The organism is Methylobacterium sp. Leaf94, assembly GCF_001426045.1.
Classification (GTDB): domain Bacteria; phylum Pseudomonadota; class Alphaproteobacteria; order Rhizobiales; family Beijerinckiaceae; genus Methylobacterium.
In genome coordinates this window covers 288,836-310,518 of sequence record NZ_LMRM01000023.1, presented here as the reverse complement: position 1 = coordinate 310,518, position 21,683 = coordinate 288,836, and the positions used below count along the sequence as shown (strand labels likewise).

The following is a 21,683-nucleotide window of genomic DNA, read 5'->3' as shown; positions in this document are numbered from 1 at the left end:
ACCTCGCAAGAGAAGACCTCGCAAGACAAGATCGCGCCGGAGCGGGCGCAAGCGACCGCGGTGACCGCGTCGGAGGCGACGGCGATCCTGGACGGCTTGGCGGAGCCTTCGGCGCTGCGTCTGTTGCCGGAGAGCCAGCTTCAGGCGGTGGCGGACGCGGTGCGCACCGAGATGATCGACGCGGTCTCGGTCACGGGCGGGCATCTGGGCTCCGGGCTCGGCGTGGTCGAGCTGACGGTGGCGCTGCACCACGTGTTCGACACCCCCGACGACCGCATCGTCTGGGACGTCGGCCACCAGGCCTAYCCGCACAAGATCCTCACCGGCCGGCGCGACCGCATCCGGACGCTGCGCCAGCCCGGCGGCCTGTCGGGCTTCACCAAGCGCTCGGAGAGCGTCTACGATCCCTTCGGGGCGGCCCATTCCTCCACCTCGATCTCGGCGGCCCTGGGCATGGCCGTGGCGCGCGACCTCGACGAGGCGGCGGCCAAGGCCCAGGGCGCGCCGGCGCCCAAGCGGCGCAACATGGTGGCGGTGATCGGCGACGGCTCGATGTCGGCGGGCATGGCCTACGAGGCCATGAACAATGCCGGCGCCCTGCACTCGCGCCTGATCGTCATCCTCAACGACAACGACATGTCGATCGCGCCGCCCGTGGGCGCCATGTCGGCCTACTTCGCGCGCCTGGCCTCGGGGGGCACCTACCAGTCCCTGCGCGAGACCGCCAAGCAGCTGGGCAAGCTCCTGCCCAAGGGCCTCTACCAGCGCGCGGCCGCGGCCGAGGAATACGCCCGCTCCCTGGTGGTGGGCTCGGGCACGATGTTCGAGGAGATGGGCTTCCACTATGTCGGGCCCGTCGACGGGCACAACCTCGACCACCTGCTGCCGGTGCTCAAGAACGTGCGCGACTCCGAGCAGGGTCCGATCCTGCTCCACGTCGTGACCCAGAAGGGCAAGGGCTACGCYCCGGCGGAAGCCTCCGCCGACCGCTACCACGGGGTGGTCAAGTTCGACGTGCTCTCGGGGGTGCAGGCCAAGGCCAAGCCGAACGCGCCGGCCTACACCCGGGTGTTCGGCGAGAGCCTGATCAAGGCGGCGGATGCCGACGACAAGGTGGTGGCGATCACCGCCGCGATGCCGGGGGGCACGGGCATCGACCTGTTCGGCAAGGCGCATCCGGAGCGCACCTTCGATGTGGGCATCGCCGAGCAGCACGCGGTGACCTTCGCGGGCGGCCTGGCGACGGAAGGCTACCGGCCGTTCGTGGCGATCTACTCGACCTTCCTGCAGCGGGCCTACGACCAGGTCGTGCACGACGTGGCCCTGCAGAACTTRGCCGTGCGCTTCTGCCTGGACCGGGCCGGGCTGGTGGGGGCGGACGGGGCGACCCATGCGGGCGCCTTCGACCTGGCCTATCTCTGCTGCCTGCCGAACATGACGGTGATGGCGGCCTCCGACGAGGCCGAGCTGGTGCACATGGTGGCCACCGCGCATGCCCACGACACGGGCCCGATCGCGCTGCGCTATCCGCGCGGCGAGGGCGTGGGCGTGGACCTGCCCGAGCGCGGATCGGTGCTGCCGATYGGCCGGGGCCGGATGGTGCGKGCGCCCGAGGGGGCGCGGGTGGCGCTGCTGTCGCTGGGCACGCGGYTGTCGGAGGCGCTGAAGGCGGCCGACGCGCTGGAGGCGGAGGGCATCGCGGTGAGCGTGGCGGATGCGCGCTTCGCCAAGCCGCTGGACGAGGCGCTGATCCTGGACCTGGCCGCGCGCCACGAGGTCCTGGTGACGCTGGAAGAGGGGTCGGTGGGGGGCTTCGGCGCCATGGTGCTGCACCTGCTGGCCGAGCGGGGGGCGCTGGATGCGGGCCGGGTCCGGGTGCGCACGCTGACGCTGCCGGACACCTACCAGGACCACAACGCGCCNTGGTGCTGCACCTGCTGGCCGAGCGGGGGGCGCTGGATGCGGGCCGGGTCCGGGTGCGCACGCTGACGCTGCCGGACACCTACCAGGACCACAACGCGCCRGACGCCATGTACGCCGAGGCCGGCCTCGACGCCGCCGGCATCCTCCAGACCGTCAAGAACGCCCTGCCTGAGCGGAAGGCCGGACAGTCGGGACGCCTGCGGCTCGCCTGAGCCGCCGGGCGGACGCACGGAGCATCCGGGCTTTGCGGCCCGGGTGTGTCCCCGTTGCGCTTGTCCGACACCGGTTTCGATGACAAAAGCGCGCCATCCTCGGGTCCGAAGTCCGCTTCGGGCTCCGCGCACGCACACGATCCTCAGACCCTTACGAGAGAAATGCCACAGGCGACCCCTTCCGGCCCGTTCGATGCCGGCCCGGTTCTCATCACGGGCGCGAGCGGTTTCCTGGGAGCGGCCCTGGTCGACGTCTTCCGCAAGGCCGGCTTCCCCGTCCGGATCATGGTCCGGGCCACCTCGCCGCGCACCAACCTGACCTGGACCGACGTCGAGATCGTCGAAGGCGACATGCGCGACCGCGCGGCGGTGGCACGGGCTCTCCAGGGCCAGCGCTATCTCGTCCACGCGGCCGCCGACTATCGCCTCTGGGCTCCGGATCCAGAGGAGATCGTCGCCACCAACCGCGACGGCGCCGTGATCCTGATGGAGGAGGCCCTGCGGGCTGGCATCGAGCGCGTCGTCTATACGTCGAGCGTCGCCACCATCAAGCCGCACGACGACGGCGCGTCGGCCGACGAGACCCGTCCCCTCACCCCCGCCACGGCCATCGGCGCCTACAAGCGCAGCAAGGTTGTCTCCGAGCGCGTGGTCGAGGAGATGGCCGCCCGCAACGGCCTACCCGTGGTCATCGTCAATCCCTCGACGCCGATCGGCCCGCGCGACGTCAAGCCGACCCCGACCGGCCGCATCATCCTGGAAGCCGCCTTGGGCCGGATGCCGGCCTTCGTCGATACCGGACTGAACCTCGCCCACGTGGACGACGTCGCCGCCGGCCACCTGCTGGCCCTCCGGCACGGCCGAATCGGCGAGCGCTACATCCTCGGCGGTGAGAACGTGCTCCTGTCGCAGATGCTGGCGGACATTGCCGGCATGGTCGGCCGCAGGCCCCCGACGGTGAACCTGCCGCGGGCGGTGGTCTACCCGATCGCCTTCGTCTCCGAGCAGATCGCCCGCTTCACCGGCAAGGCGCCCTTCGCCACGATCGACGGCATCCGGATGTCCCGCTACCGGATGTTCTTCTCCGACGCGAAGGCGCGGGCCGAGCTCGGCTATACCGCCCGGCCCTACCGCGAGGGCCTGTCTGACGCGATCGCCTGGTTCCGCCAGGAAGGACGCCTGTGATGAGCACGACGATCCAGACAGCCACCGAGGCGCGCACCGGCAAGGGCTACCGCGACGAGAACTTCCCCGTCGCGTCGCACCTGATCCATCCGAAGCATCGCGGCGCGATCCTGGCGTTCTACGATTTCGTGCGCGCCGGCGACGACGTTGCCGACCATACGGGCCTGACGTCGGAGCGGAAGATCGAGCTCCTCGACGCCCTGGCCGACGACCTGACGGGCACCCGCCCGGCCGATTCGGCCGCTGAACCCCTGCGCCGGGAACTCGCCGCCCGGGGGCTCGCGCCGACGCACGCCCTCGAACTCCTCGACGCCTTTCGCCTCGACGCGCGCAAGAGCCGCTACGCCGACTGGGACGAGCTGATCGCCTATTGCCGCCTGTCGGCCATGCCGGTCGGCCGCTACGTGCTCGACGTGCATGGCGAGGATCGCAGCGTCGTCTGGGGCCCGTCGGACGCGATCTGCGCAGCCCTGCAGATCATCAACCACCTGCAGGATTGCGGGAAGGATTTTCGCACGATCGATCGGGTCTACCTGCCGCAGGAGACCCTCGACTCGCATGGTGCCGCGATCTCGGAGCTGGCCGCAGAGAAGGCCTCCCCGGCGCTCCGCGGCGTCATCCGCGAGCTGGCGCAGCGTACCATGGGGCTGCTCGACGAGGGCGCGGTGCTGCCCGACCTCATCGCCGACCTGCGCCTCAGCCTGGAGATCGCCGCCATTCATCGCCTCGCCGTCGTGCTGTGCAAGGGGCTGATGACGCGCGATCCCCTGAGCGAGAAGGTGCATCACGGCAAGGCCGCCTTCGCCCTGACCGCGTTCGGCGGCATCGCCGCGACCCTGGCGCGCCGACCCCTGCGAGGCCGGACCCTGAAGGTTCAGGCCGCGAAGGTCGCGCGAGGGAACCGGGCATGAGCGCAACCCTGTCTCCCGCCGCCGAAACCGCGTCCCCCCCGGTCGACGCCCTTCCGGCGAAATCCTCGTCGTTCTACACGGCGATGCGCCTGCTGCCGCCGGATCGCCGCGCGGCGATGTACGCCGTCTACGCCTTCTGCCGGGCCGTCGACGACGTCGCCGACGATGGCGGCCCCGCCCCCGTGCGCGCCGCGGAGCTCGACCGCTGGCGCGCCGACATCGACGACCTCTATGCTGGACGGCCGGCGCCGCGGGTGCAGGACCTCGTCGTGCCGATCCGCCGCTACGGTCTCCTGCGCGAGGACTTCCAGGCGGTGATCGACGGCATGGCGATGGATGCCTTCGAGGACATCGTCGCACCCGACGAGGCCACCCTCGACCTCTATTGCGACCGGGTCGCCAGCGCGGTCGGCCGCGTGTCGGTGCGGATCTTCGGAATCGCCGAGAAGGAGGGCATCGCCCTCGCCCACCATGAAGGCCGTGCCCTGCAGCTCACCAACATCCTGCGCGACATCGACGAGGATGCGGAACGCAACCGCCTCTACCTGCCGCGCGAGAAGCTGGCCGCCATCGGCCTGACCGCGCCGACGCCGCAGGCCGCCATCGACCATCCGCGCATCGGCGAGGTCTGCATCGCAGTCGCCCGCGAGGCCGAGGCGCATTACCGGGCGACCTGGGACATCATCGCCAAGTGCCCGCGCAAGGTAACCAAGGCGCCGCGCCTCATGGCGGCGGCTTATCGGTTGTACCTCGACGCCGTCCTGGCCCGCGGCTGGGAGAAGCCCCGCGCCCGCGTCAAGCCGAGCAAGCGCGCGCTCCTCGGCGTCGTCCTCCGACACGGGATCGTCTGATGGTGGGCACGGTCCACATCGTCGGAGCGGGTCTCGCCGGGCTGTCCGCCGCCGTGTCACTGGTGGAGCGCGGTGCGCGCGTCGTCGTGCACGAGGCGGCCAAGCAGGCCGGCGGCCGCTGCCGTTCGTACTACGATCCGACCCTCGGGCTGACCATCGACAACGGCAACCACCTGCTCCTGTCGGGCAACACCTCGGCGCTCGCCTTCATGCGCACGATCGGTGCACCGGAGAGCGCCCTGTCCGGCCCGGACGAGGCGGCCTTCCCCTTCGCCGACCTGAAGACCGGTGAGCGCTGGACCCTGCGCCCCAACGCGGGGCGCGTGCCGTGGTGGGTCCTGCAGGCCTCGCGCCGGGTGCCCGGTACGGCGGCGCGCGACTACCTCGCGCCCCTGGGCATCCTGAAGGCCGCGGCCGGCAAGGCGCCGGGCCAGGGTGGCACCATCGGCGAGAGCATGGCCTGCGAGGGCATGCTCTACGACCGCCTGTGGCACCCGGTGCTGCTGGCCGCCCTCAACACCGATCCCAAGGAGAGCGACACCGGACTCGCGGCGACGATCCTGCGCGAGACCCTGGGGGCCGGCGGAAAGGCCTGCCGGCCGCTGGTCGCCGTCGGCGGCCTCTCGGCGGCCTTCGTCGATCCGGCGGTGGACTATCTGACCCGGCGTGGCGCGCAGCTGCGCTTCGGCCACCGCCTGCGCAGCCTTGCCCTCGGGGACGGCCGGATTGCCGGCCTCGTCTTCAGCGACGAGACCATCGCGCTCGCCCCCGAGGACTCGGTGGTCCTCGCCCTGCCGCCCTGGGTCGCCTGCGACCTGCTGCCGGGCCTGCCGGCGCCGCAGAGCCACCGCTCCATCGTCAACGCGCATTTTGCTGTGATTCCGCCGCCGGGATCGCCGTTACTGCTCGGCGTGGTGAACGGAATGACGGAGTGGCTCTTTGCCTATCCGGATCGTCTATCCGTGACCATCAGCGGCGCCGATCGCCTCTTGGATGTGCCGCGCGAAGATTTGGGACGTCAGATCTGGTCCGAAATCGTGACTTTGACCGGTCTTGCACCCGAACTGCCCAGCTGGCAGATCGTCAAGGAGAAGCGGGCGACCTTCGCGGCAACGCCGGCCGAGGCCGCGCGGCGCTCCGGCGCCGTCACGGCCCACGAGAATCTCGTCCTGGCAGGCGATTGGACCGCGACCGGTCTGCCATCGACGATCGAGGGAGCCATCCGTTCAGGAACAACCGCCGCATCGGCCCTCGCCCGGAGGACCGGCACGTGCGGACAGGCACGAGCGCGCGGCGCGGCGTGAGATAAGGCGGCCGCCTGCGCGGCCGGTGAGGCGAGGACGATGCGGGACGCATTCAGGAAGGTCGAGGCGCTGCAGCGCCCGAAGACTCAGGAGATCTCCCTCGAGGATGTCGAGCGGGGAGTCGTGCGCGCGACCCAGGCGCTGACGGCGCTGTCGCATGCCGACGGCCACCTGTGCTTCGAGCTCGAGGCCGACGCGACGATCCCGTCCGAATACATCATGTTCCACCAGTTCCGCGCCACCGAGATCGCGCCGGAGCTGGAGACCAAGATCGGCAACTACCTGCGCCGCACGCAGGGCAAGCACGGCGGCTGGGCCCTGGTCCATGACGGCCCGTTCGACATGAGCGCCAGCGTGAAGGCCTATTTCGCCCTCAAGATGAGCGGCGATTCGATCGAAGCCCCGCACATGCGCCGGGCGCGCGAGGCGATCCTGTCCCGCGGTGGCGCCGCCAATTCGAACGTCTTCACCCGCTTCCTCCTGGCCCTCTTCGGCGAGGTCCCGTGGCGCGCGGTGCCGGTGATGCCGGTCGAGATCATGCATCTGCCGAAGTGGTTCCCCTTCCACCTCGACAAGGTCTCGTACTGGGCGCGCTGCGTGATCGTGCCGATGCTGGTGATCCAGGCGAGGAAGCCGCTCGCCCGCAATCCCCGCGGGATCGGTATCCCGGAGCTGTTCGTCGCCCCGCCGCAGACCGTGCGCACCTGGCCCGGCAGCCCCCACGCGACCTGGCCGTGGACGCCGATCTTCGGTGCCATCGACCGGATGTTGCAGGTCTCGCAGGATTACTTTCCGAAGACGCCGCGGGCGCGCGCCACGGACAAGGCCGTGGCCTGGGTCAGCGAGCGCCTCAACGGCGACGACGGCCTCGGGGCGATCTTCCCCGCCATGGTCAACACCGTGCTGATGTACGATGTGCTCGGCTACCCGGCCGACCATCCCCAGGTGCGGATCGCCTGCGAGGCGATCGAGAAGCTCGTGGTCGTCAAGGAGCACGAGGCCTACGTGCAGCCCTGCCTGTCCCCGGTCTGGGACACGGCGCTGGCCGGCCATGCCCTCCTCGAGGCCGGGGGCCCCGACGCGGAGCATCAGGCCCGGCGCGGCCTCGACTGGCTGAAGCCGCTCCAAGTCCTCGACATCAAGGGCGACTGGGCCGCTGGCCGGCCGAACGTCCGCCCCGGCGGCTGGGCCTTCCAGTACGCCAACCCGCACTTCCCGGACCTCGACGACACCGCCGTGGTGGTGATGGCGATGGATCGCGCCATGCACCAGCACGGCCTCGTCGCCGACGTGCCGGATTATGGCAACGCCATCGCCCGGGCCCGCGAGTGGGTCGAGGGCCTGCAGTCGAGCGACGGCGGTTGGGCCGCTTTCGACGCCGACAACAACCACCATTACCTGAATCACATCCCGTTCTCCGACCATGGCGCCCTGCTCGATCCGCCCACGGCCGACGTCACGGCCCGGGTCGTCTCGATGCTGGCGCAGCTCGGCGAGACCCGGGAGAGTTCCAAGGCCCTCGACCGCGGCGTCACCTACCTCCTGAACGACCAGGAGGAGGACGGCTCCTGGTACGGCCGCTGGGGCATGAACTTCATCTACGGCACCTGGTCGGTGCTGTGCGCCCTGAACGCGGCCGGCGTCGATCCGGCCTCTCCGGAGATCCGCAGGGCCGTCGCCTGGCTGATCCGCATCCAGAACCCCGATGGCGGCTGGGGCGAGGACGCCTCGTCCTACAAGATCGATCCGGCCTTCGAGCCCGGCTACTCCACCGCCTCGCAGACGGCCTGGTCGCTGCTGGCCCTGATGGCGGCCGGCGAGGCCGACGATCCGGCGGTGACCCGCGGGATCAACTATCTGACCCGCACCCAGGGCGCCGACGGGTTCTGGTCCGAGGAGCGCTACACCGCGACCGGCTTCCCGCGGGTGTTCTACCTGCGGTACCACGGCTACCCGAAGTTCTTCCCCCTCTGGGCCATGGCGCGCTACCGCAACCTCCAGCGCAGCAACACCCGGACGGTCGCCTTCGGCATGTGATGCGAAGGCCCGTGATGCGAAGACGTCTGTGTCGAAGACTCCGGTTCGCGGTCGATCGCGTAACGGCATGAGCGCGATCGCCACGTCCGGTGCCCTCCCCGTCCTGGCCGTGACCGGCCTCGCCAAGGAGGCGCGTCTCGCCTCCGGCGCCGGCGTTCGCGCAATCGGGGCGGGCGGCGACCCGGAACGCCTGCGCGCCCTCCTGGCAGCGCGGCACGAGCCGGGATGCCGCGCCGTGGTCAGTCTCGGCATCGCCGGCGGTCTCGATCCGGCCCTGGTGCCCGGCGACGTGCTGATCGCCACCGCCATCGTCACGCCGACGCAGCGCTACCCGGCCGATCCGGCCATCGCCGCGGCCTGGATGCGCGCGCTGGCGGGATCGGGCTCGACCGTCCGCGAAGCCGTGCTGGCCGGCGTCGATGCCGCCGTGATCGACGTGTCCGCGAAGGCCGCCCTGCGCACCGCCACCGGGTGCGCCGGCGTCGACATGGAATCTCACGTCGCGGCGGCCTATGCCGCGCGGCACGGGCTGCCCTTCGCGGCCCTGCGCATCGTCTGCGATCCGGCCGACCGCGCGATCCCGGCCTTCGCCGCGCAGGCGCTGAAGCCCGACGGCGAGCCCGACATCCGCGCGGTCCTCGCCGCCATCGCGCGCCGGCCCGGCCAGATACCCGCGCTGATCCGCCTGGCGCGCGACTCGGGCCGCGCCTTCCGGAGCCTCACCCGGTGCCGGGCCCGGCTCGGAACGGCCCTCGGCGTCCCGGCCGCCTGACACCGCGCCTCTCGCAGAGCGCGCCACGACGGCGACGATTCAGCGTCCGCCCGGCCCGCCCGGACCACGTCCGGGGCCACCGCCGAAGCCGCCCGGCCCTTCCGGCCCCCCGGGCCCTCCCCCCGGACCACGTCCGAAGCCGCCGGGGCGTTCGAACCCGCCGGGGCGCTCGATGCCGCCCGGTCCACCCCCGAACCCACCCCCGGGGCGTGCATGCTCGCCGCCCGACGGCAAGCGGGTATCGATATCGAAGCGCGGTGGGCCGCCGGGCTGGCTCCCGGGCATGCGTCCGTCGAGGCCGCGTCCGTCGAGGCCGCGCCCCTCGAAACCACGGCCCTCGGATCTCGGGAGCGATCCCCGATCGGGACCCGTCTGAGGGCCGGGGCGCTCGGTGCCGCGCGTGTCGATGCGCAGGCTCTCGACGGCGAGGCGGCCGTCACGGGCCGGCTCGGCGGTGACGACCGCGCGGACGCTGCCGCGGCGGGGCAATCCGGGATCGGGCCGACCGGCGATGTCGAGGCCGGACCCGATCTGGAGACCCCGGGCATTTCGGCCGACATAGGCCTCGATGGAGACGCGGCGCAGGCCCGGAACGAACAGGGCGCGCGATTCCTCGAACCCCTTCACCGTGAGGCTCGACCCCGCCGGAACGCCCGTGACGATGGCACGCCGTCCGATCTGCCCGGCATCGACGCCGACGAGGCGGAGATCGCCGATCGCCGGGCTGCCATCCGGCCCCCGTCGGACCGGACCGGCCACCCGCGCGGGTCCCTCCGACCGCCGTTCCACCAGACTGGCGACGACGACGCCGTCGGGGCGCCGCAGGCCGCTCACCGCGACGCGGTCGCCGACCCTCCATCCGTCACGCTGGGTCGTCGGCAGGGCGACCCGTTGGCCGAGGACGGTCAGTCCGCCCTTCCGGAGGGCCTCGACCGGTCCGACGACCTCGCTCGTGACGTCGATGCGGCGGGTAGCGAGGATGCCGCCGGTCTCGAGAGCGACGACGCGGACCACGTGCCCGATCCGAAGGTCGCTCAAAGCCGCCGGTCGCCCGTCGATCCGCACGGGGACGTCTTGCGGATAGGTGATGCGCAGGTCGTTGACGATGATCGATCCGAACTTGCGGATCGTTCCGATCACGCCCGTGCCGCCCAGGCCGCGGTCGCCCTCCGACTCCGATCCGTCACCCGGCGGGTGGCTCGGGCGTGCGCCGGTGCCGCCGATGCCCTGGTCGCGGATCGGTGGGAGCGGGTCGGCGCGGGCCGCCAGCGCGAGGGGCGCCGCGGCGAGCAGGCGCAGGGCGTCACGGCGGTTCGGTGCGCACATGGACGCTGTCCTCACGCCTTCGCCGCCGCGGCCGGCGCATCCTCGGCATAGACGTAGACGCCGAAATTCCAGCGATGGGCGCCGCCGGCATCGGTCTCACAGGCCGCGTGGGCCTCGCGGTTGGCCTGCTGCAGCGCCTCCATGGCGATCTCGCGGGCGCGGGCCTCGAGGCGATCGGCCAGCTCCTTCGACAGGCCGTCGTAATGAACCGCGCGCTCGAGGAAGCGTGGGGTCGGCGCAGTGATGTTGGCGACGCTCGCGGCGATGTGGTCGTGCAGGTTGCGACCGAAGTAATAGAGCTGCGACTCCCCACCGCCCTTCGGCACGTAGGCCGCCTCCGCGAGGACGATGTGGCCGTCGGCATCGGCGACCACCAGTCCCCGGTCGAGCCACTCGTCGAGAACGGCGCGGGGGCGCAGATCGCGGGTCACGGCCGCGACGAGATCCTCGAAGGACGGGCCCTCCCCGTCGCTCGCCCGCGTCAGGGGCCGGGGTTGGCCGTCCGGGTCCGTGAAGGCGGGATCGGCGAGCCAGCGCGCGATGATCCGGCTGGTCCGCGACACGGAGGACGGCACGGCGCTGACGGGGGCGCCGGCGCCGCGCAGGCGGCTGACCTCCTTGCGGTGGATCCCGGTCAGCAGGCTGACCCGACTGTCGGTCTGCTCCTTGCCCGGCAGCGCGAAGTCGTACTCGGCGACGTTCACGTAGAGTTCGCGCAAGAGCGTGGTGAGCGCCGGAAAGGTGATGCCCCGTGACACGAAGAGGCGCACGAGCGGCCGGAGCAGACGCGCGACGGGGGCGTGGAGGTTCGCCCCCTCGGAAGGTGTCTCGGTCGGATCGGCCATGCGCACACCATAGCCGCCGGGCTGTGGGAGACAATCCCACGGCGTGCGTTCCGACACCCGATCTCAATCGACTCTGATTGACGTGGGAAATTTACCCACATAAAAACGAGGTTGTGAGTTCAGGTCGGAGTTCCGCCATGGCCGAGTTGAGGCCCCTTTATCCCACGGACGCCTTGCCGCCGCTGCGGGCGGGCGCGCCGATGCGCTCCGCAGGTCCGGCGGCCCGGCCGCTGGCTCCCCTCGCGCGCGGCTTGGCCGTCCTGGCGGTCGTGGCTCTGGGCACCCTCGTCCTCGGATCCGCGGGCCAGCGGACGCTATCGGCGGCAAAGGACGTGACGGCGGCGACGGACATGCCGCGGGTCGCCGCCACCCGCCTCGCTGCGCCCCGTCGGATGGCTGCGGCGTCCGACCTTTCGCGGGCGAACTGATGTCCGGCGTCGCGCGCCGTTCCCCCAGCCGGTCGGATCCTCGACAACCGCGCCTGATCGTCGACCTGCTCCTCTGCGCCGTTCCGGCGGTCGCCACCGTCGTCCTGCTGATCCTCGGCCTCCAGGGCTGAGTCTCACGGTCATCGGCGCCCCGATCCCGACACCCCCTCCGGCCACCGCCATCACAGACGAACCGCAGCACGCCCGATGTATCGCGCCGATCCCCGCCTGAGCCCGTCGCTGCAGGCCTGCCTACCCCGTCGCCGGCCTCTTCGGACACGGCTCGCCGACGCGCGAACCTTCTCCGCCTGGTGGCGCGCGCTCATCGGCCGGCCGGGTGGCAGGCCGGCGGAAGCGCATCGACGCGCCTGACCCGCTCGACCTGCGTCCCGGCCCCGTCACGCGGCTCGGACGGACGCCGCGACGATGGGCGCGTCGGGCGATCTGCGGACCGCCTCGGCCTCGCGGCACAGGGCCGAGGCCAGGCAGCGGGCGCGCTCCACCCAGATGTCGCGCTCCTGGCGGAGGGCCTCGACCGCGGCGCTGTCCTGTGCCCGCGCGATGCGCAGGTCGTCGATCTCCTCGCGCAACGCCGTGGTCCGGCGGCGCTCCTGAGCCAACGCCTCCCGCAGCACCACCAGCGCGGCGTGATCGGACGCGGCGCGATGGCCGGCTGGACCGGGCGGGTTGACCGGACGCAGGTCGGCCACCTCCGCGCGGAGACGGTCGACGTCGAGACCGGTCCTGTCGGGCGCCGGAGCCGCCGCGGGGGCGTCCGTGGTGCCCGGATCGACGGGCACCGGCGCGGAGGCGGGAATGCCCTCCTCCTCGATCACCAGACCGTGGAGCATCCGGAACACGGCGTCGCCGTCGAGCCGGGACAGGTCGAACCCGCTCTCGCGGGCGAGATCGCTCCACAGCGTCTGTCCGGTCTCGGCCTGACCGACGAAGGCCATGGACCAGTTCGCGAAGCCCCGCGCCTCGGTCGGCCCGCATTCGAGAACCGTGACCTCGCCGTGCCGCTGATCGCGCTGGATCCGCTCGAAGGTCCGCTCCACCCCCTGGCGCGGGCCTTCCAGCACCTGCGCGAAGGCGCCGCCGTTGAACATCAGGGCGCCGGTCACGCCGACCTCGGCGTTGTTCCGCTGCGAGGTCTCGAGGATCTGCGCCACCGCGTGGCTCGCTTCGGCGTCGGGCACCTGAAGCAGGTTCTTGCTGGCATAGACGAGACGGTAGAGGTCGCTCATTTCCGATCTCCGGAAAGGGTGAACAGGGTCGGGGGCGGCCGCCTCACGCCTGGGCGAGGCCGTGCGGACCGAGGTCGGTGAAGAGGGCCAGGAGCGCCTCGGCCGGGATCGGACGGCTCACCAGGTAGCCCTGGACGTCGGTGCAGCCCTCGGCGCGGATGCGGCGCATCTGGTCCTCGGTCTCGACGCCCTCGGCGACGGTGGTCATGCCGAGGCTGCGCCCGAGACCCGCGATCGCGCGGATCACCGCGTCTCCGTCCGGCTTCTGGGTGATGTCGGCCACGAAGGAGCGATCGATCTTGATCTTGTCGAAGGGGAACGAGCGCAGGTAGCTCAGGGAGGAGTACCCGGTCCCGAAATCGTCCATGGAGACGCGGATGCCGAGGGCCCGCAGCCGGTGCAGGGTCCGCAGGGTGCGCTCGTTCTCCTGGAGCAGCACGCCCTCGGTGATCTCGATCTCCAGGCGGCTCGCGGGGAGTCCGGAACCCGCCAGCGCGGAGACGATGACCTCGACGAGACGATCGCCCTTGAACTGCGCGGGCGACACGTTCACCGCGACGGTGATCGCCGCGGGCCACGTCACGGCATCGCGGCAGGCCTGGCGGATGACCCATTCGCCGATCGGGACGATCAGCCCGATTTCCTCGGCGAGGGGAATGAACTCCCCCGGGGGGACCATGCCGCGCTCCGGGTGATGCCAGCGCAGCAGCGCCTCGCAGCCGGTCACGCGATCGTTCTCGAGATTCAGCTGCGGCTGGTAATGGAGTGAGAATTCGCGCCGGCCGAGGGCCTGGCGGATGTCGAGTTCGAGGCGACGCCGCGCCTGCATGCGCGCGTCCATCTCGGCCTCGAAGAAGCGGAAGGCCCCGCGCCCATCGAGCTTCGCCCGGTAGAGGGCGAGATCGGCGCATTTCAGGAGACGATCCGCGTCGGTCCCGTCGCGGGGCGCCACGGCCACGCCGACGCTGGCGCCGATGGTGAGCAGTTGCCCCTCGATCATGTAGGTGCGGCCGATCAGGTCGACGATGCGGCGCGCCAGGACGCGCGTCTCCTCGAGGTCCGTCACGCCGTGCTGAACCACGACGAACTCGTCTCCCCCGATGCGGGCGACCGTGTCGCTGGGACGGAGCGTGGCACTGAGGCGGTCGGCGACCTTGGCGAGGAGCGCATCGCCGATGGCGTGACCCAGGGTGTCGTTGACGGGCTTGAACCGGTCCAGGTCCACAAGAAGCACCGCGCAGGTGCCGTCGGAGGTCTCCACCTGGACGAGCGCATCCTCAAGGCGTTCGCGCAGGTGGAGGCGGTTCGGCAGGCCGGTCAGGGGGTCGAGGCGCGCCCGCTCGCTGGCGGCAATCTCGGCGGCGCGGCGCAGGGTGACGTCTTCGACGGTGATGGTCCAACCCTGGCAGGCCCCGCGGGAGGGGCCGAAGGGCTGGATGCCGATCTCGAGCGTCAACCCCGCGCGCAGGATCTCGAAGGCAAGGCCCTCGCAGCGCTCCAGGGCGCGCCGCACCTGGGCGAACAAGGCGTTCCTGCGGAGGGGCAGGAGGCGGCAGAGGGTGTGCAGGGCCTGACGGAGACTGGGACGATCGGGCAGGCCGAACCCACCCACAAGCTCCCGCGCCGGCCCGGTGCAGAGGACCAGCCGGCCCCGCTCGAACACGATGAACCCCTGTCGCACCACGTCGAGATACGGCGCCAGACCGAGGGCGGCCTCAGCCGGCCCTGGAATCGTCTCCGGTCTCGCCAGAACCTGGACTGCCTGCATCACGTCGCCGCTCCGGTGCGCATCCGGGGTGCGCCAGCACGGAGAGAATAGAGCCCTGAAAGTAAATTATAGGTTCTTGCACCACGGATTTTCAGATCCGAAAATCATCGCCGATGAAGGAGGCTGTCGTACAGCACTACGCCGTCCAGACCCCACCCGATCCCGCAGGATCAGCCGCGATGGAAGCGAGCATTACAAACTATCGTCACCTGTCGGAAGGTAACGATTCTGCACTTTATCGTTCTCTGTGCTTCAGCATTCGAATGGTCTCGCCGACACGATCGGGGGGCAAGGCATCGGCGAGACCCGGTCGATCCGAAGACGGAGCGACGGGGAGACCATGTCCGACGATTGCGGACCACACATTCACACACATCAACGCCATGGAGGATCGCCACGCACGAAGACCTTTCCGTCGCAATCCGCAACGCGGTGTGATCGAGACGACGCGCGAACGCGGGCCGTCTCAACCGAAGGATCGGCCCTCCGACAATTGCCGGGCAATCCAAGCCTGCGCTTCGTCGAGATCCGCGAAGATCGGCGCATGCGGATCCTCCACGCACCCGAAGCCCGCCTCCAGAAACCAATGTCCCGCCTCGGAGTCATGCTCGCTGGAGAGCTGGACGAGCACGGCGACGAGAATCCCATCCTCGAAAACCAAGCGGCTCTCGCGGTCATTGCTGCCCGTCGCGATCTGAACGGGCTGGAGTTTCATGGTCATGCCGTGGCCAGCGTTCCCAGGTACAGGGACTTCGGATTGGATTCCGCCATCGATTTCAGTTGCTGACGATTGCGGAGCTTCCGCGTCCCACCCTTGTGTTCAATCACGCCTCGGCACCCGAGTTCCTGAAGCGCACGACCCACGTGCACATTCGAGAGGCCGACGGGATCGGCGGGATCATTCGGGTGACCGGGGGCTCGACCGCTGACTTCCCATGTGTCTCGACCGCGTCGCAGGCGACGGCCTCCCCCAAAGCCACGAGACCCTGGCGGCGATGCGGGGCGCTCAGCGCTGATGGATGACGCTGGCCGAGGCGGCCGATCGGCGCCCGGTCGAGGCGGGCGGATGCGCCGCGCCCCCGGGCCTAATCGGCGGCGTGAGACGGATCCTTCGCGCGCGCAGGCTCCACGTCGTCGAGGGAGGGGACGTAGGCGCACCAGGCGCATCGGCCGGCCTCTGCCCCGCGCGGGGTGTTCGCCTGGGAGCAGATCGGGCAGACCTCGAGCCGAAGTCCCCCGTCGCAGAGGACGCCGCGCCCACGGCCGCGGAAGGTGATCTCGGCATCCTGGGGAATGGCTTTTGAATCCTGCGTTGTCGCGCCCCATCGCCGGGCTCGCGGCGCATGGCCTGATCGTCCGGCCGGCCGGTGGGCGGGGTTGCGCGAGCGATAGCGGATGCGCCGCGAGGGTGCAAAGGTGGATGCTGCAGCGCATCGCTTCGACGCGCGAAGCATTCTGTGTGACCGTGCCGGAACAGCCGGGGGAACGGGAGACGCGGTGAGACGAAGCCGGAGAAGCGGAGCGTTCATCGATTTTCGGCGTGACGCGAGCGCGGCCGTTTGACATCAACCGTTATGCGCTCCTGGCTTCTCATCCTGCTCGGTCTGGCGGCAACAGCTGCCGTCTGGTTCCTCCTGCCGGTTCAGGACTGGCTCCAGGCCTTCGGCGCCTGGACGGCAGGACTCGGCCCCCTCGGTCCCATCGCCTTCGCGGCCCTCTTCATCCTGGCCACGCTGCTGGTGATCCCGGGCACGCCGCTGACGATCGCGGGCGCACTGGCCTTTGGATGGTGGTCCCTGCCGATCGTCCTCGCAGCGGCGACGATCGGGTCGGTCCTGGCCTTTCTCGCGGCGCGATCCGTCCTGAGGCAGCGCGTCGAGCGCGTCATCGCCCGGCGTCCCGCGATGGTCGCCACGATGGAGGCGGTGGGCGACGGCGGATGGCAGTTGCTGACCCTGATGCGGGTCAGTCCCTTCGTGCCCTTCAATGCGCAGAACTACATCCTCGGCCTGACGCGCGTCCGCATGCGGGACTTCCTCGTCTCGACCCTCCTCGGCATGATCCCCGGGACGATTCTCTGCGTGTATCTCGGCGTGATCGGCCGGACGGCGGCCGACTCGGCCGCCCACTGGATTCCGCTGGGGCTCGGCCTGGCCGCGACCCTCGCCGCCGTCGCGGTGACGCGTCGCCGGGTGCAGGCGAAGCTCGCCGCGCGCGGACTGCATCCGGCTTCGCGAGCCTCCCGGGCGCCCGGCCCCCCCGCGCCGGGGCCACCCCGCCCCGAGGGGCGCTGGCTGCGGCCAGGCCAGACCTGCTGGCGCATCGAGCAGGCCCATCGGGTCGCCGTGCTCCATGACGGCGCCGCGTATTTCGCGGCCGCCCGCAGCGCCATGCTGGCGGCGCGCCACTCCGTCCTGCTGATCGGCTGGAGTTTCGACCCGCGTCTGCGCCTCGCGCCGGATGGCAGCCATGCCCCGGAGGGGGAAACCCTGGCGGACCTCCTCCAAAGCCTGCGCACCTGCCGGCCGGACCTCGCGATCCATCTTCTGATCTGGGACATGCCGTGGCCGCTCTCGGCCGGACGGGACCTGACGCCCGCGGCGGTCCGCGCCCTGCTCGGTCCCGGCATCACGTACCGGGTCGATGCGACGCTGCCCTTCGGCGCCTGCCAGCACCAGAAGATCCTCGTCGTCGACGATGCGATGGCCTTTTGCGGCGGCGGCGACTTCGAGGCCAATCGCTGGGACACGCCGGCCCACCGGGACGGCGATCCGCGCCGGCGCCTCCCGAATGGCGAGGCCTATCCGCCGCGCCACGACATCATGATGGCGGTCGACGGTCCGGCGGCGGCCGCCCTGGGGGACCTTGCGCGCCAACGCTGGCTCGATGCAACCCGCGAGCGGCTGACGCCCCCGCCCACGCGGGACGGCACGCCCTGGCCGGCCACCGTGACCCCGCTCCTCAGGGACATGTCGGTCGCCCTGTCGCGCACCCGGCCCGCCGGCCGGAAGCGCGTGGCTCTGCAAGAGAACGCCGCGTTGTACGCTGCCGCCATCCGGGGCGCCGCCCACGTCATCTACCTCGAGAACCAGTACCTCACATCGCCCCTGATCGGCGACGCGCTGATGGAGCGCCTCGGCGAAGCCGAGGGACCGGAAATCATCATCGTGGTGGCCGAGCGCAGCCCGAACGCCTTCGACCGGCTGACCATGGACAGCGCCCGGCGGGGACTGATCCACAAGCTTCGGGCGGCCGACCGCCACGACCGCCTCCGCATCCTGGCGCCGCATACGCCGGAGGGACGCCCGATCCTCGTGCATTCCAAGGTCGGCATCTTCGACGATCGCCTGGTGCGTGTCGGGTCGACCAATCTCAACAACCGCTCCCTCGGCTACGACAGCGAGTGCGACCTCGCCCTCGAGGTCCTGCCGGTCGAGGACGCGCCCCTCCTGCGATCCGCCATCCTGCGGCTGCGGGACGGCCTGCTCGCGCACCATGCGGGCTGCCCGCGCGATATCTTCGAGGAGGCCGTGCGCCGGCGCGGCTCCCTGCGCGCAGTGCTCGACGACCCCGTCCTGGTGGCGCCCCGCCGGCTCTGCCCGGTGGTGCCCTCACCCCGCGGCGCCCTGGCGCGCGTGGTGGAGTCTTGGCATCTCGGCGACCCCGCGAGCGTGCGCGACGCCTGGCGGCCCTGGCGCCGGACCGGCGCCCTGGATCAGGTCCGGCGGGGCGAGCACCCCGCAGAGGCCCCCGCGACTCAGGCCTCGGGGGCGGCGGCCGGCGTGTCCTGAGGCCGCCGCACCGCCCGCGGCGGCGCGGCGAAATCCAGCGTGGCCAGGAGCGGGAGATGATCGGACGCGCGACGCGCGTCACCGTCGCGCAGCACCGCCACGTGGTCCACCCGGAGGCCGGGGCCGACGAAGACGTGGTCGAGGCGCAGCACCGGATAGTGGCTGGGGAAGGTCGCGCGCCCCGCCCGGCTGCGCGCGATTGCGCGGGCGTCGCTGAGCCGCGCGGTCAGTTGACGGTAGGCCCGCGACCACGGCGTCGCGTTGAAGTCGCCCGCCAGGACCACCGGTCCCGCCGCCGATGCCGCCGCGAGCCAGTCGGGACCGAGCAGCGCCGCCAGCTGCCCTTTCTGCTCCGCCGCGACGAGGCCGAGATGGGTGTTGAGGACCTGAAGGCGGTGTCCGTCGCACGCGACCTCCACCCACAGGGCGCCCCTCGGCTCGAGACCGGGCCGACCGGCGAGCCCCGGCAGGCCCCCGGCCCTGATGAGGCGGGAGGGATGCCGCGTGAGGATCGCGTCGCCGTAACGCTCCGTCTCGACCTGGAGCGCGGCGTGGAAATGCGCCCGCAGGCCGAGCTGCCGGGCGAGGGCCTGGGCCTGGTCGACGCCGCCGGTCCGGGCACGGCCGAGATCGACCTCCTGCAGCGCGACGATGTCGGCGTGGCTCGACCGGATGGCACGGGCGACGCGCTCCAGGTCGACGCGCCCGTCGGTGCCGCGGCCGTGGCGGATATTGTAGCTGAGGAGGCGCAAGGGCGGGGCGACCTCCGTCAGGCCGAGGGCTCGGCCAGGCGGGTGCGATGCCGGTCGAGGGCGGCCCGCAATTGCGGCAGGAACGGCGAGTGGCTGTCCCACGGCCTCACCGCCTCCTGCAGCCGCTCCAGGGCATCGACCTGGGCGGACAGGCCCTGGGCCTGGGAGAGATACGCCCAGATCGCGTCCTCGGCCTCGCCGATCGCGACGGGCTGTTCGGCCAGCAGGAGGCCTTGGAAGCGCTGCAGCGTGTGGTCGAGATCGGCCATGTCGAACTCCCTGGGTCCTCGGTGACGATCGGCCCAGCACGAACCGAGCGCGGTGCACGCCCCGCGCCGAGCCCAGGCACCGGCGGGCCGGCTCCGTCGGGCGCCTGATCGTGAATCATATGGAGCGGCGCCCGCGCTCGGGGAGCGTCCCCCGGGCCCGACACGAGCATCCGGGCCGTGTCATCCCGATGCACCCGCCGCTGCGTTTCGACCACGTTGGGTTGGGACTTGACCGATTCGTGGCTATTGACCGATTTTTGGGCATGAAATGGCCCGGTCGATGGGCGGTGGCGGGTCCGCGGCTTCGGCGTGGACGGCGCGGAGAACCCGGTTCGGGCTTGGCCCGATCCATGCCAAGGTGTCGGCAGTCGCGTGGGAAGCAGACTGGAAGAGGATGGGTGCCTTGTTGAAGTCCACGGTCAAAGCGTTCGTCTCGGCCACCGCCCTCGCCGCCGTGCTGGGCCTGTCCGCCACCGCCCCGGCCGCCGCGGCGAACGTCTTCCGCTTCGCCTTCCAGGGCGACATCAAGTCCCTCGACCCCTACTCCCTGAAGGAAAGCTTCACCATCGGCATGCATGGGGCGGTCTTCGACTCGCTCATCACGCGCGACAAGGACCTGAAGCTCGCGCCCATGCTGGCGGAATCCTGGGAGAATCCGGAGCCGACGCGCTGGCGCTTCCACCTGCGCAAGGGCGTGAAATTCCATGACGGCTCGGACTTCACCGCCGACGACGTGATCTTCTCGGCCACCCGCGTGCGGGCGCCGGGCTCGAACTTCACCACCAACGTGCCGTCCGACGCCGAGTGGGTGAAGATCGACGACCACACCGTCGACATGAAGTTGAAGAGCCCCAACCCCATCGCCCTGTACCAGTTCTCGACCTGGTACATCATGTCGAAGTCCTGGGCCGAGAAGAACGGCGCCGTCGCGCCGACCCTGCCGAGCGCCACCTCCACCAGCTACGCCGCCCTGCACGAGAACGGCACCGGGCCGTTCATCATCACCGAGCACCAGCCCGGCGTGCGCACGGTGTTCAAGAAGAACCCGAACTACTGGGGCAAGGTGGAGTCGAACCTCGACGAGGCGGTCTTCACCACCATCCAGAACGACGCCACCCGCGTCGCCGCCCTGATCTCCGGCGAGGTCGACTGGATCGACCCCGTGCCCCTGCAGGACGCCCAGCGCGTCAACGGGAGCGGCACCGCCACGGTGATGGCCGGGCCGGAGCTGCGCACGATCTTCCTCGGCATGGACCAGTCCCGCGACGAGCTGAAGGACTCGAACGTCAAGGGCAAGAACCCGTTCAAGGACGTGCGCGTGCGCGAGGCCTTCTACCGGGCCATCGACGAGGAGACGATCGCCAAGCGCGTCATGCGCGGGCAGGCGGCGCCCTCCGCCCTGCTGATCGCGCCGGTGCTCTTCCCCCGCGCCTCCGAGTTCAAGCGGCCGGACTACGACCCGAAGCGCGCCAAGCAGCTCCTCACCGAGGCCGGCTATCCGGACGGCTTCTCGTTGGGCATGGATTGCCCGAACGACCGCTACGTCAACGACGAGGCGATCTGTCAGGCCGTGGTCTCGATGCTGGCCCGGGTCGGCGTGAAGGTGAACCTCAACGCGCAGCCCAAGGCCAAGTACTTCGCCAAGGTCCTGGCGCCGGCCTACGACACCTCGTTCTACCTCGTCGGCTGGACCCCCTCCTCCCAGGATTCGCACAACATCCTGTTCGAGATCGCCGGCTGCCGAAACGGCTCCAAGCCCGGCCGCGGCAACTGGAACCTCGGCAATTACTGCAACCCGAAGGTCGACGCGCTCGCCGATTCCGTCGAGGCCGAGAGCGACCAGACCAAGCGCAACGCCGAGATCAAGGAGGCGTTCGACACCATCCAGGCCGATTGGGGCTTCATCCCCCTGCACCAGCAGGCCCTCGCCTGGGGCGTCTCCAAGAAGGTCACCCTGGTCCAGCGGCCGGACAACATGCTGATGCTGTACTGGGTCTCGAAGCAGCCGTGACACCCATGACCGATCTGTTTCAGGATCTGGCACCGACCCGCGTCTCCGCCC

Annotated in this window: 17 protein-coding genes and 1 pseudogene; 11 read left to right on the top strand and 7 right to left on the bottom strand. The window is 70.9% G+C overall.

Annotation, left to right across the window (positions count from 1 at the left end; genetic code table 11):
* Positions 1-60 precede the first annotated feature (60 nt).
* From dxs to ASG63_RS14205, 7 genes and pseudogenes are all read left to right on the top strand, one after another.
* A pseudogene (gene dxs / locus ASG63_RS14235) lies at positions 61-1,922 on the top strand (1-deoxy-D-xylulose-5-phosphate synthase); the annotation flags it as partial.
* Between the two features lie 375 nt (positions 1,923-2,297).
* Positions 2,298-3,320 (top strand): hopanoid-associated sugar epimerase, encoded by a 1,023-nt coding sequence (hpnA, locus tag ASG63_RS14230; RefSeq protein WP_056217413.1) that lies wholly within the window; start codon positions 2,298-2,300, stop codon positions 3,318-3,320.
* Complete coding sequence (gene hpnC / locus ASG63_RS14225) at positions 3,320-4,231, top strand: squalene synthase HpnC (RefSeq protein ID WP_056217410.1); 912 nt, start codon at positions 3,320-3,322, stop codon at positions 4,229-4,231. The genes hpnA and hpnC overlap by 1 nt, the downstream gene beginning before the upstream one ends.
* The gene (gene hpnD / locus ASG63_RS14220; RefSeq protein ID WP_056217407.1) at positions 4,228-5,082 is read left to right on the top strand and encodes a presqualene diphosphate synthase HpnD; all 855 of its coding nucleotides are present in this window, start codon (positions 4,228-4,230) and stop codon (positions 5,080-5,082) included. Before hpnC ends, hpnD begins: the two co-directional genes overlap by 4 nt.
* The gene (gene hpnE, locus ASG63_RS14215; RefSeq protein WP_056217404.1) at positions 5,082-6,386 is read left to right on the top strand and encodes a hydroxysqualene dehydroxylase HpnE; all 1,305 of its coding nucleotides are present in this window, start codon (positions 5,082-5,084) and stop codon (positions 6,384-6,386) included. Before hpnD ends, hpnE begins: the two co-directional genes overlap by 1 nt.
* Positions 6,387-6,425: 39 nt before the next feature.
* The gene (gene shc, locus ASG63_RS14210) at positions 6,426-8,423 is read left to right on the top strand and encodes a squalene--hopene cyclase (protein ID WP_056217401.1); all 1,998 of its coding nucleotides are present in this window, start codon (positions 6,426-6,428) and stop codon (positions 8,421-8,423) included.
* Between the two features lie 67 nt (positions 8,424-8,490).
* Positions 8,491-9,195, top strand: coding sequence for a phosphorylase (locus ASG63_RS14205; protein ID WP_056217396.1), 705 nt, complete (start codon positions 8,491-8,493; stop codon positions 9,193-9,195).
* A gap of 39 nt (positions 9,196-9,234) precedes the next feature.
* Here the strand turns inward: ASG63_RS14205 and ASG63_RS14200 are convergent, their stop codons facing one another.
* On the bottom strand, positions 9,235-10,521 hold the full coding sequence (locus tag ASG63_RS14200) for a DUF5666 domain-containing protein (RefSeq protein ID WP_056217393.1): 1,287 nt from the start codon (positions 10,519-10,521) through the stop codon (positions 9,235-9,237).
* A gap of 11 nt (positions 10,522-10,532) precedes the next feature.
* Positions 10,533-11,366, bottom strand: a complete 834-nt coding sequence (locus ASG63_RS14195; protein ID WP_056217390.1) for a DUF6502 family protein — start codon at positions 11,364-11,366, stop codon at positions 10,533-10,535.
* A gap of 137 nt (positions 11,367-11,503) precedes the next feature.
* On the opposite strand from ASG63_RS14195, the gene ASG63_RS14190 reads away from it, so the two are divergent.
* Both ASG63_RS14190 and ASG63_RS26840 read left to right on the top strand, forming a co-directional pair.
* A complete protein-coding gene (locus ASG63_RS14190; protein WP_056217388.1) occupies positions 11,504-11,794 on the top strand; it encodes a hypothetical protein in 291 nt (96 codons plus the stop codon).
* Entirely contained in the window at positions 11,794-11,925 is a 132-nt protein-coding gene (locus ASG63_RS26840) for a hypothetical protein (RefSeq protein ID WP_274534738.1), read from the top strand. The genes ASG63_RS14190 and ASG63_RS26840 overlap by 1 nt, the downstream gene beginning before the upstream one ends.
* Before the next feature lie 267 nt (positions 11,926-12,192).
* Here ASG63_RS26840 and ASG63_RS14185 read toward each other — a convergent pair whose 3' ends face one another.
* From ASG63_RS14185 to ASG63_RS14175, 3 genes are all read right to left on the bottom strand, one after another.
* A complete protein-coding gene (locus ASG63_RS14185) occupies positions 12,193-13,041 on the bottom strand; it encodes a BLUF domain-containing protein (RefSeq protein ID WP_056217385.1) in 849 nt (282 codons plus the stop codon).
* Positions 13,042-13,084: 43 nt separating this feature from the next.
* The gene (locus tag ASG63_RS14180) at positions 13,085-14,809 is read right to left on the bottom strand and encodes a putative bifunctional diguanylate cyclase/phosphodiesterase (protein ID WP_056217384.1); all 1,725 of its coding nucleotides are present in this window, start codon (positions 14,807-14,809) and stop codon (positions 13,085-13,087) included.
* A gap of 466 nt (positions 14,810-15,275) precedes the next feature.
* Entirely contained in the window at positions 15,276-15,530 is a 255-nt protein-coding gene (locus tag ASG63_RS14175; RefSeq protein ID WP_056217382.1) for a hypothetical protein, read from the bottom strand.
* Between the two features lie 853 nt (positions 15,531-16,383).
* Here ASG63_RS14175 and ASG63_RS14170 point away from each other — a divergent pair.
* The gene (locus ASG63_RS14170; protein ID WP_162248647.1) at positions 16,384-18,600 is read left to right on the top strand and encodes a VTT domain-containing protein; all 2,217 of its coding nucleotides are present in this window, start codon (positions 16,384-16,386) and stop codon (positions 18,598-18,600) included.
* On the opposite strand, the gene ASG63_RS14165 is transcribed toward ASG63_RS14170, so the two are convergent.
* On the bottom strand, positions 18,567-19,352 hold the full coding sequence (locus tag ASG63_RS14165) for an endonuclease/exonuclease/phosphatase family protein (protein ID WP_056217380.1): 786 nt from the start codon (positions 19,350-19,352) through the stop codon (positions 18,567-18,569). The two genes, ASG63_RS14170 and ASG63_RS14165, sit on opposite strands and share 34 nt — an antisense overlap.
* Positions 19,353-19,369: 17 nt before the next feature.
* Positions 19,370-19,621: a hypothetical protein gene (locus ASG63_RS14160; protein ID WP_056217377.1), complete on the bottom strand. Its 252-nt coding sequence runs from the start codon at positions 19,619-19,621 to the stop codon at positions 19,370-19,372.
* Between the two features lie 403 nt (positions 19,622-20,024).
* Between ASG63_RS14160 and ASG63_RS14155 the strand changes: the two genes are divergently transcribed.
* Entirely contained in the window at positions 20,025-21,632 is a 1,608-nt protein-coding gene (locus ASG63_RS14155) for an ABC transporter substrate-binding protein (protein WP_443189793.1), read from the top strand.
* The last annotated feature ends 51 nt before the right edge of the window (positions 21,633-21,683 follow it).

Bases quoted from the DNA above. Each gene is read 5' to 3' on its own strand.
- ASG63_RS14170 (WP_162248647.1), top strand. From the start codon at position 16,384: ATGCGCTCCTGGCTTCTCATCCTGCTCGGTCTGGCGGCAACAGCTGCC.
- ASG63_RS26840 (WP_274534738.1), top strand. From the start codon at position 11,794: ATGTCCGGCGTCGCGCGCCGTTCCCCCAGCCGGTCGGATCCTCGACAA.
- ASG63_RS14180 (WP_056217384.1), bottom strand. From the start codon at position 14,809: ATGCAGGCAGTCCAGGTTCTGGCGAGACCGGAGACGATTCCAGGGCCG.
- hpnA (WP_056217413.1), top strand. From the start codon at position 2,298: ATGCCACAGGCGACCCCTTCCGGCCCGTTCGATGCCGGCCCGGTTCTC.
- ASG63_RS14195 (WP_056217390.1), bottom strand. From the start codon at position 11,366: ATGGCCGATCCGACCGAGACACCTTCCGAGGGGGCGAACCTCCACGCC.
- shc (WP_056217401.1), top strand. From the start codon at position 6,426: ATGCGGGACGCATTCAGGAAGGTCGAGGCGCTGCAGCGCCCGAAGACT.
- ASG63_RS14200 (WP_056217393.1), bottom strand. From the start codon at position 10,521: ATGTGCGCACCGAACCGCCGTGACGCCCTGCGCCTGCTCGCCGCGGCG.
- hpnE (WP_056217404.1), top strand. From the start codon at position 5,082: ATGGTGGGCACGGTCCACATCGTCGGAGCGGGTCTCGCCGGGCTGTCC.
- ASG63_RS14175 (WP_056217382.1), bottom strand. From the start codon at position 15,530: ATGACCATGAAACTCCAGCCCGTTCAGATCGCGACGGGCAGCAATGAC.
- ASG63_RS14205 (WP_056217396.1), top strand. From the start codon at position 8,491: ATGAGCGCGATCGCCACGTCCGGTGCCCTCCCCGTCCTGGCCGTGACC.
- ASG63_RS14185 (WP_056217385.1), bottom strand. From the start codon at position 13,041: ATGAGCGACCTCTACCGTCTCGTCTATGCCAGCAAGAACCTGCTTCAG.
- hpnC (WP_056217410.1), top strand. From the start codon at position 3,320: ATGAGCACGACGATCCAGACAGCCACCGAGGCGCGCACCGGCAAGGGC.
- hpnD (WP_056217407.1), top strand. From the start codon at position 4,228: ATGAGCGCAACCCTGTCTCCCGCCGCCGAAACCGCGTCCCCCCCGGTC.
- ASG63_RS14160 (WP_056217377.1), bottom strand. From the start codon at position 19,621: ATGGCCGATCTCGACCACACGCTGCAGCGCTTCCAAGGCCTCCTGCTG.
- ASG63_RS14190 (WP_056217388.1), top strand. From the start codon at position 11,504: ATGGCCGAGTTGAGGCCCCTTTATCCCACGGACGCCTTGCCGCCGCTG.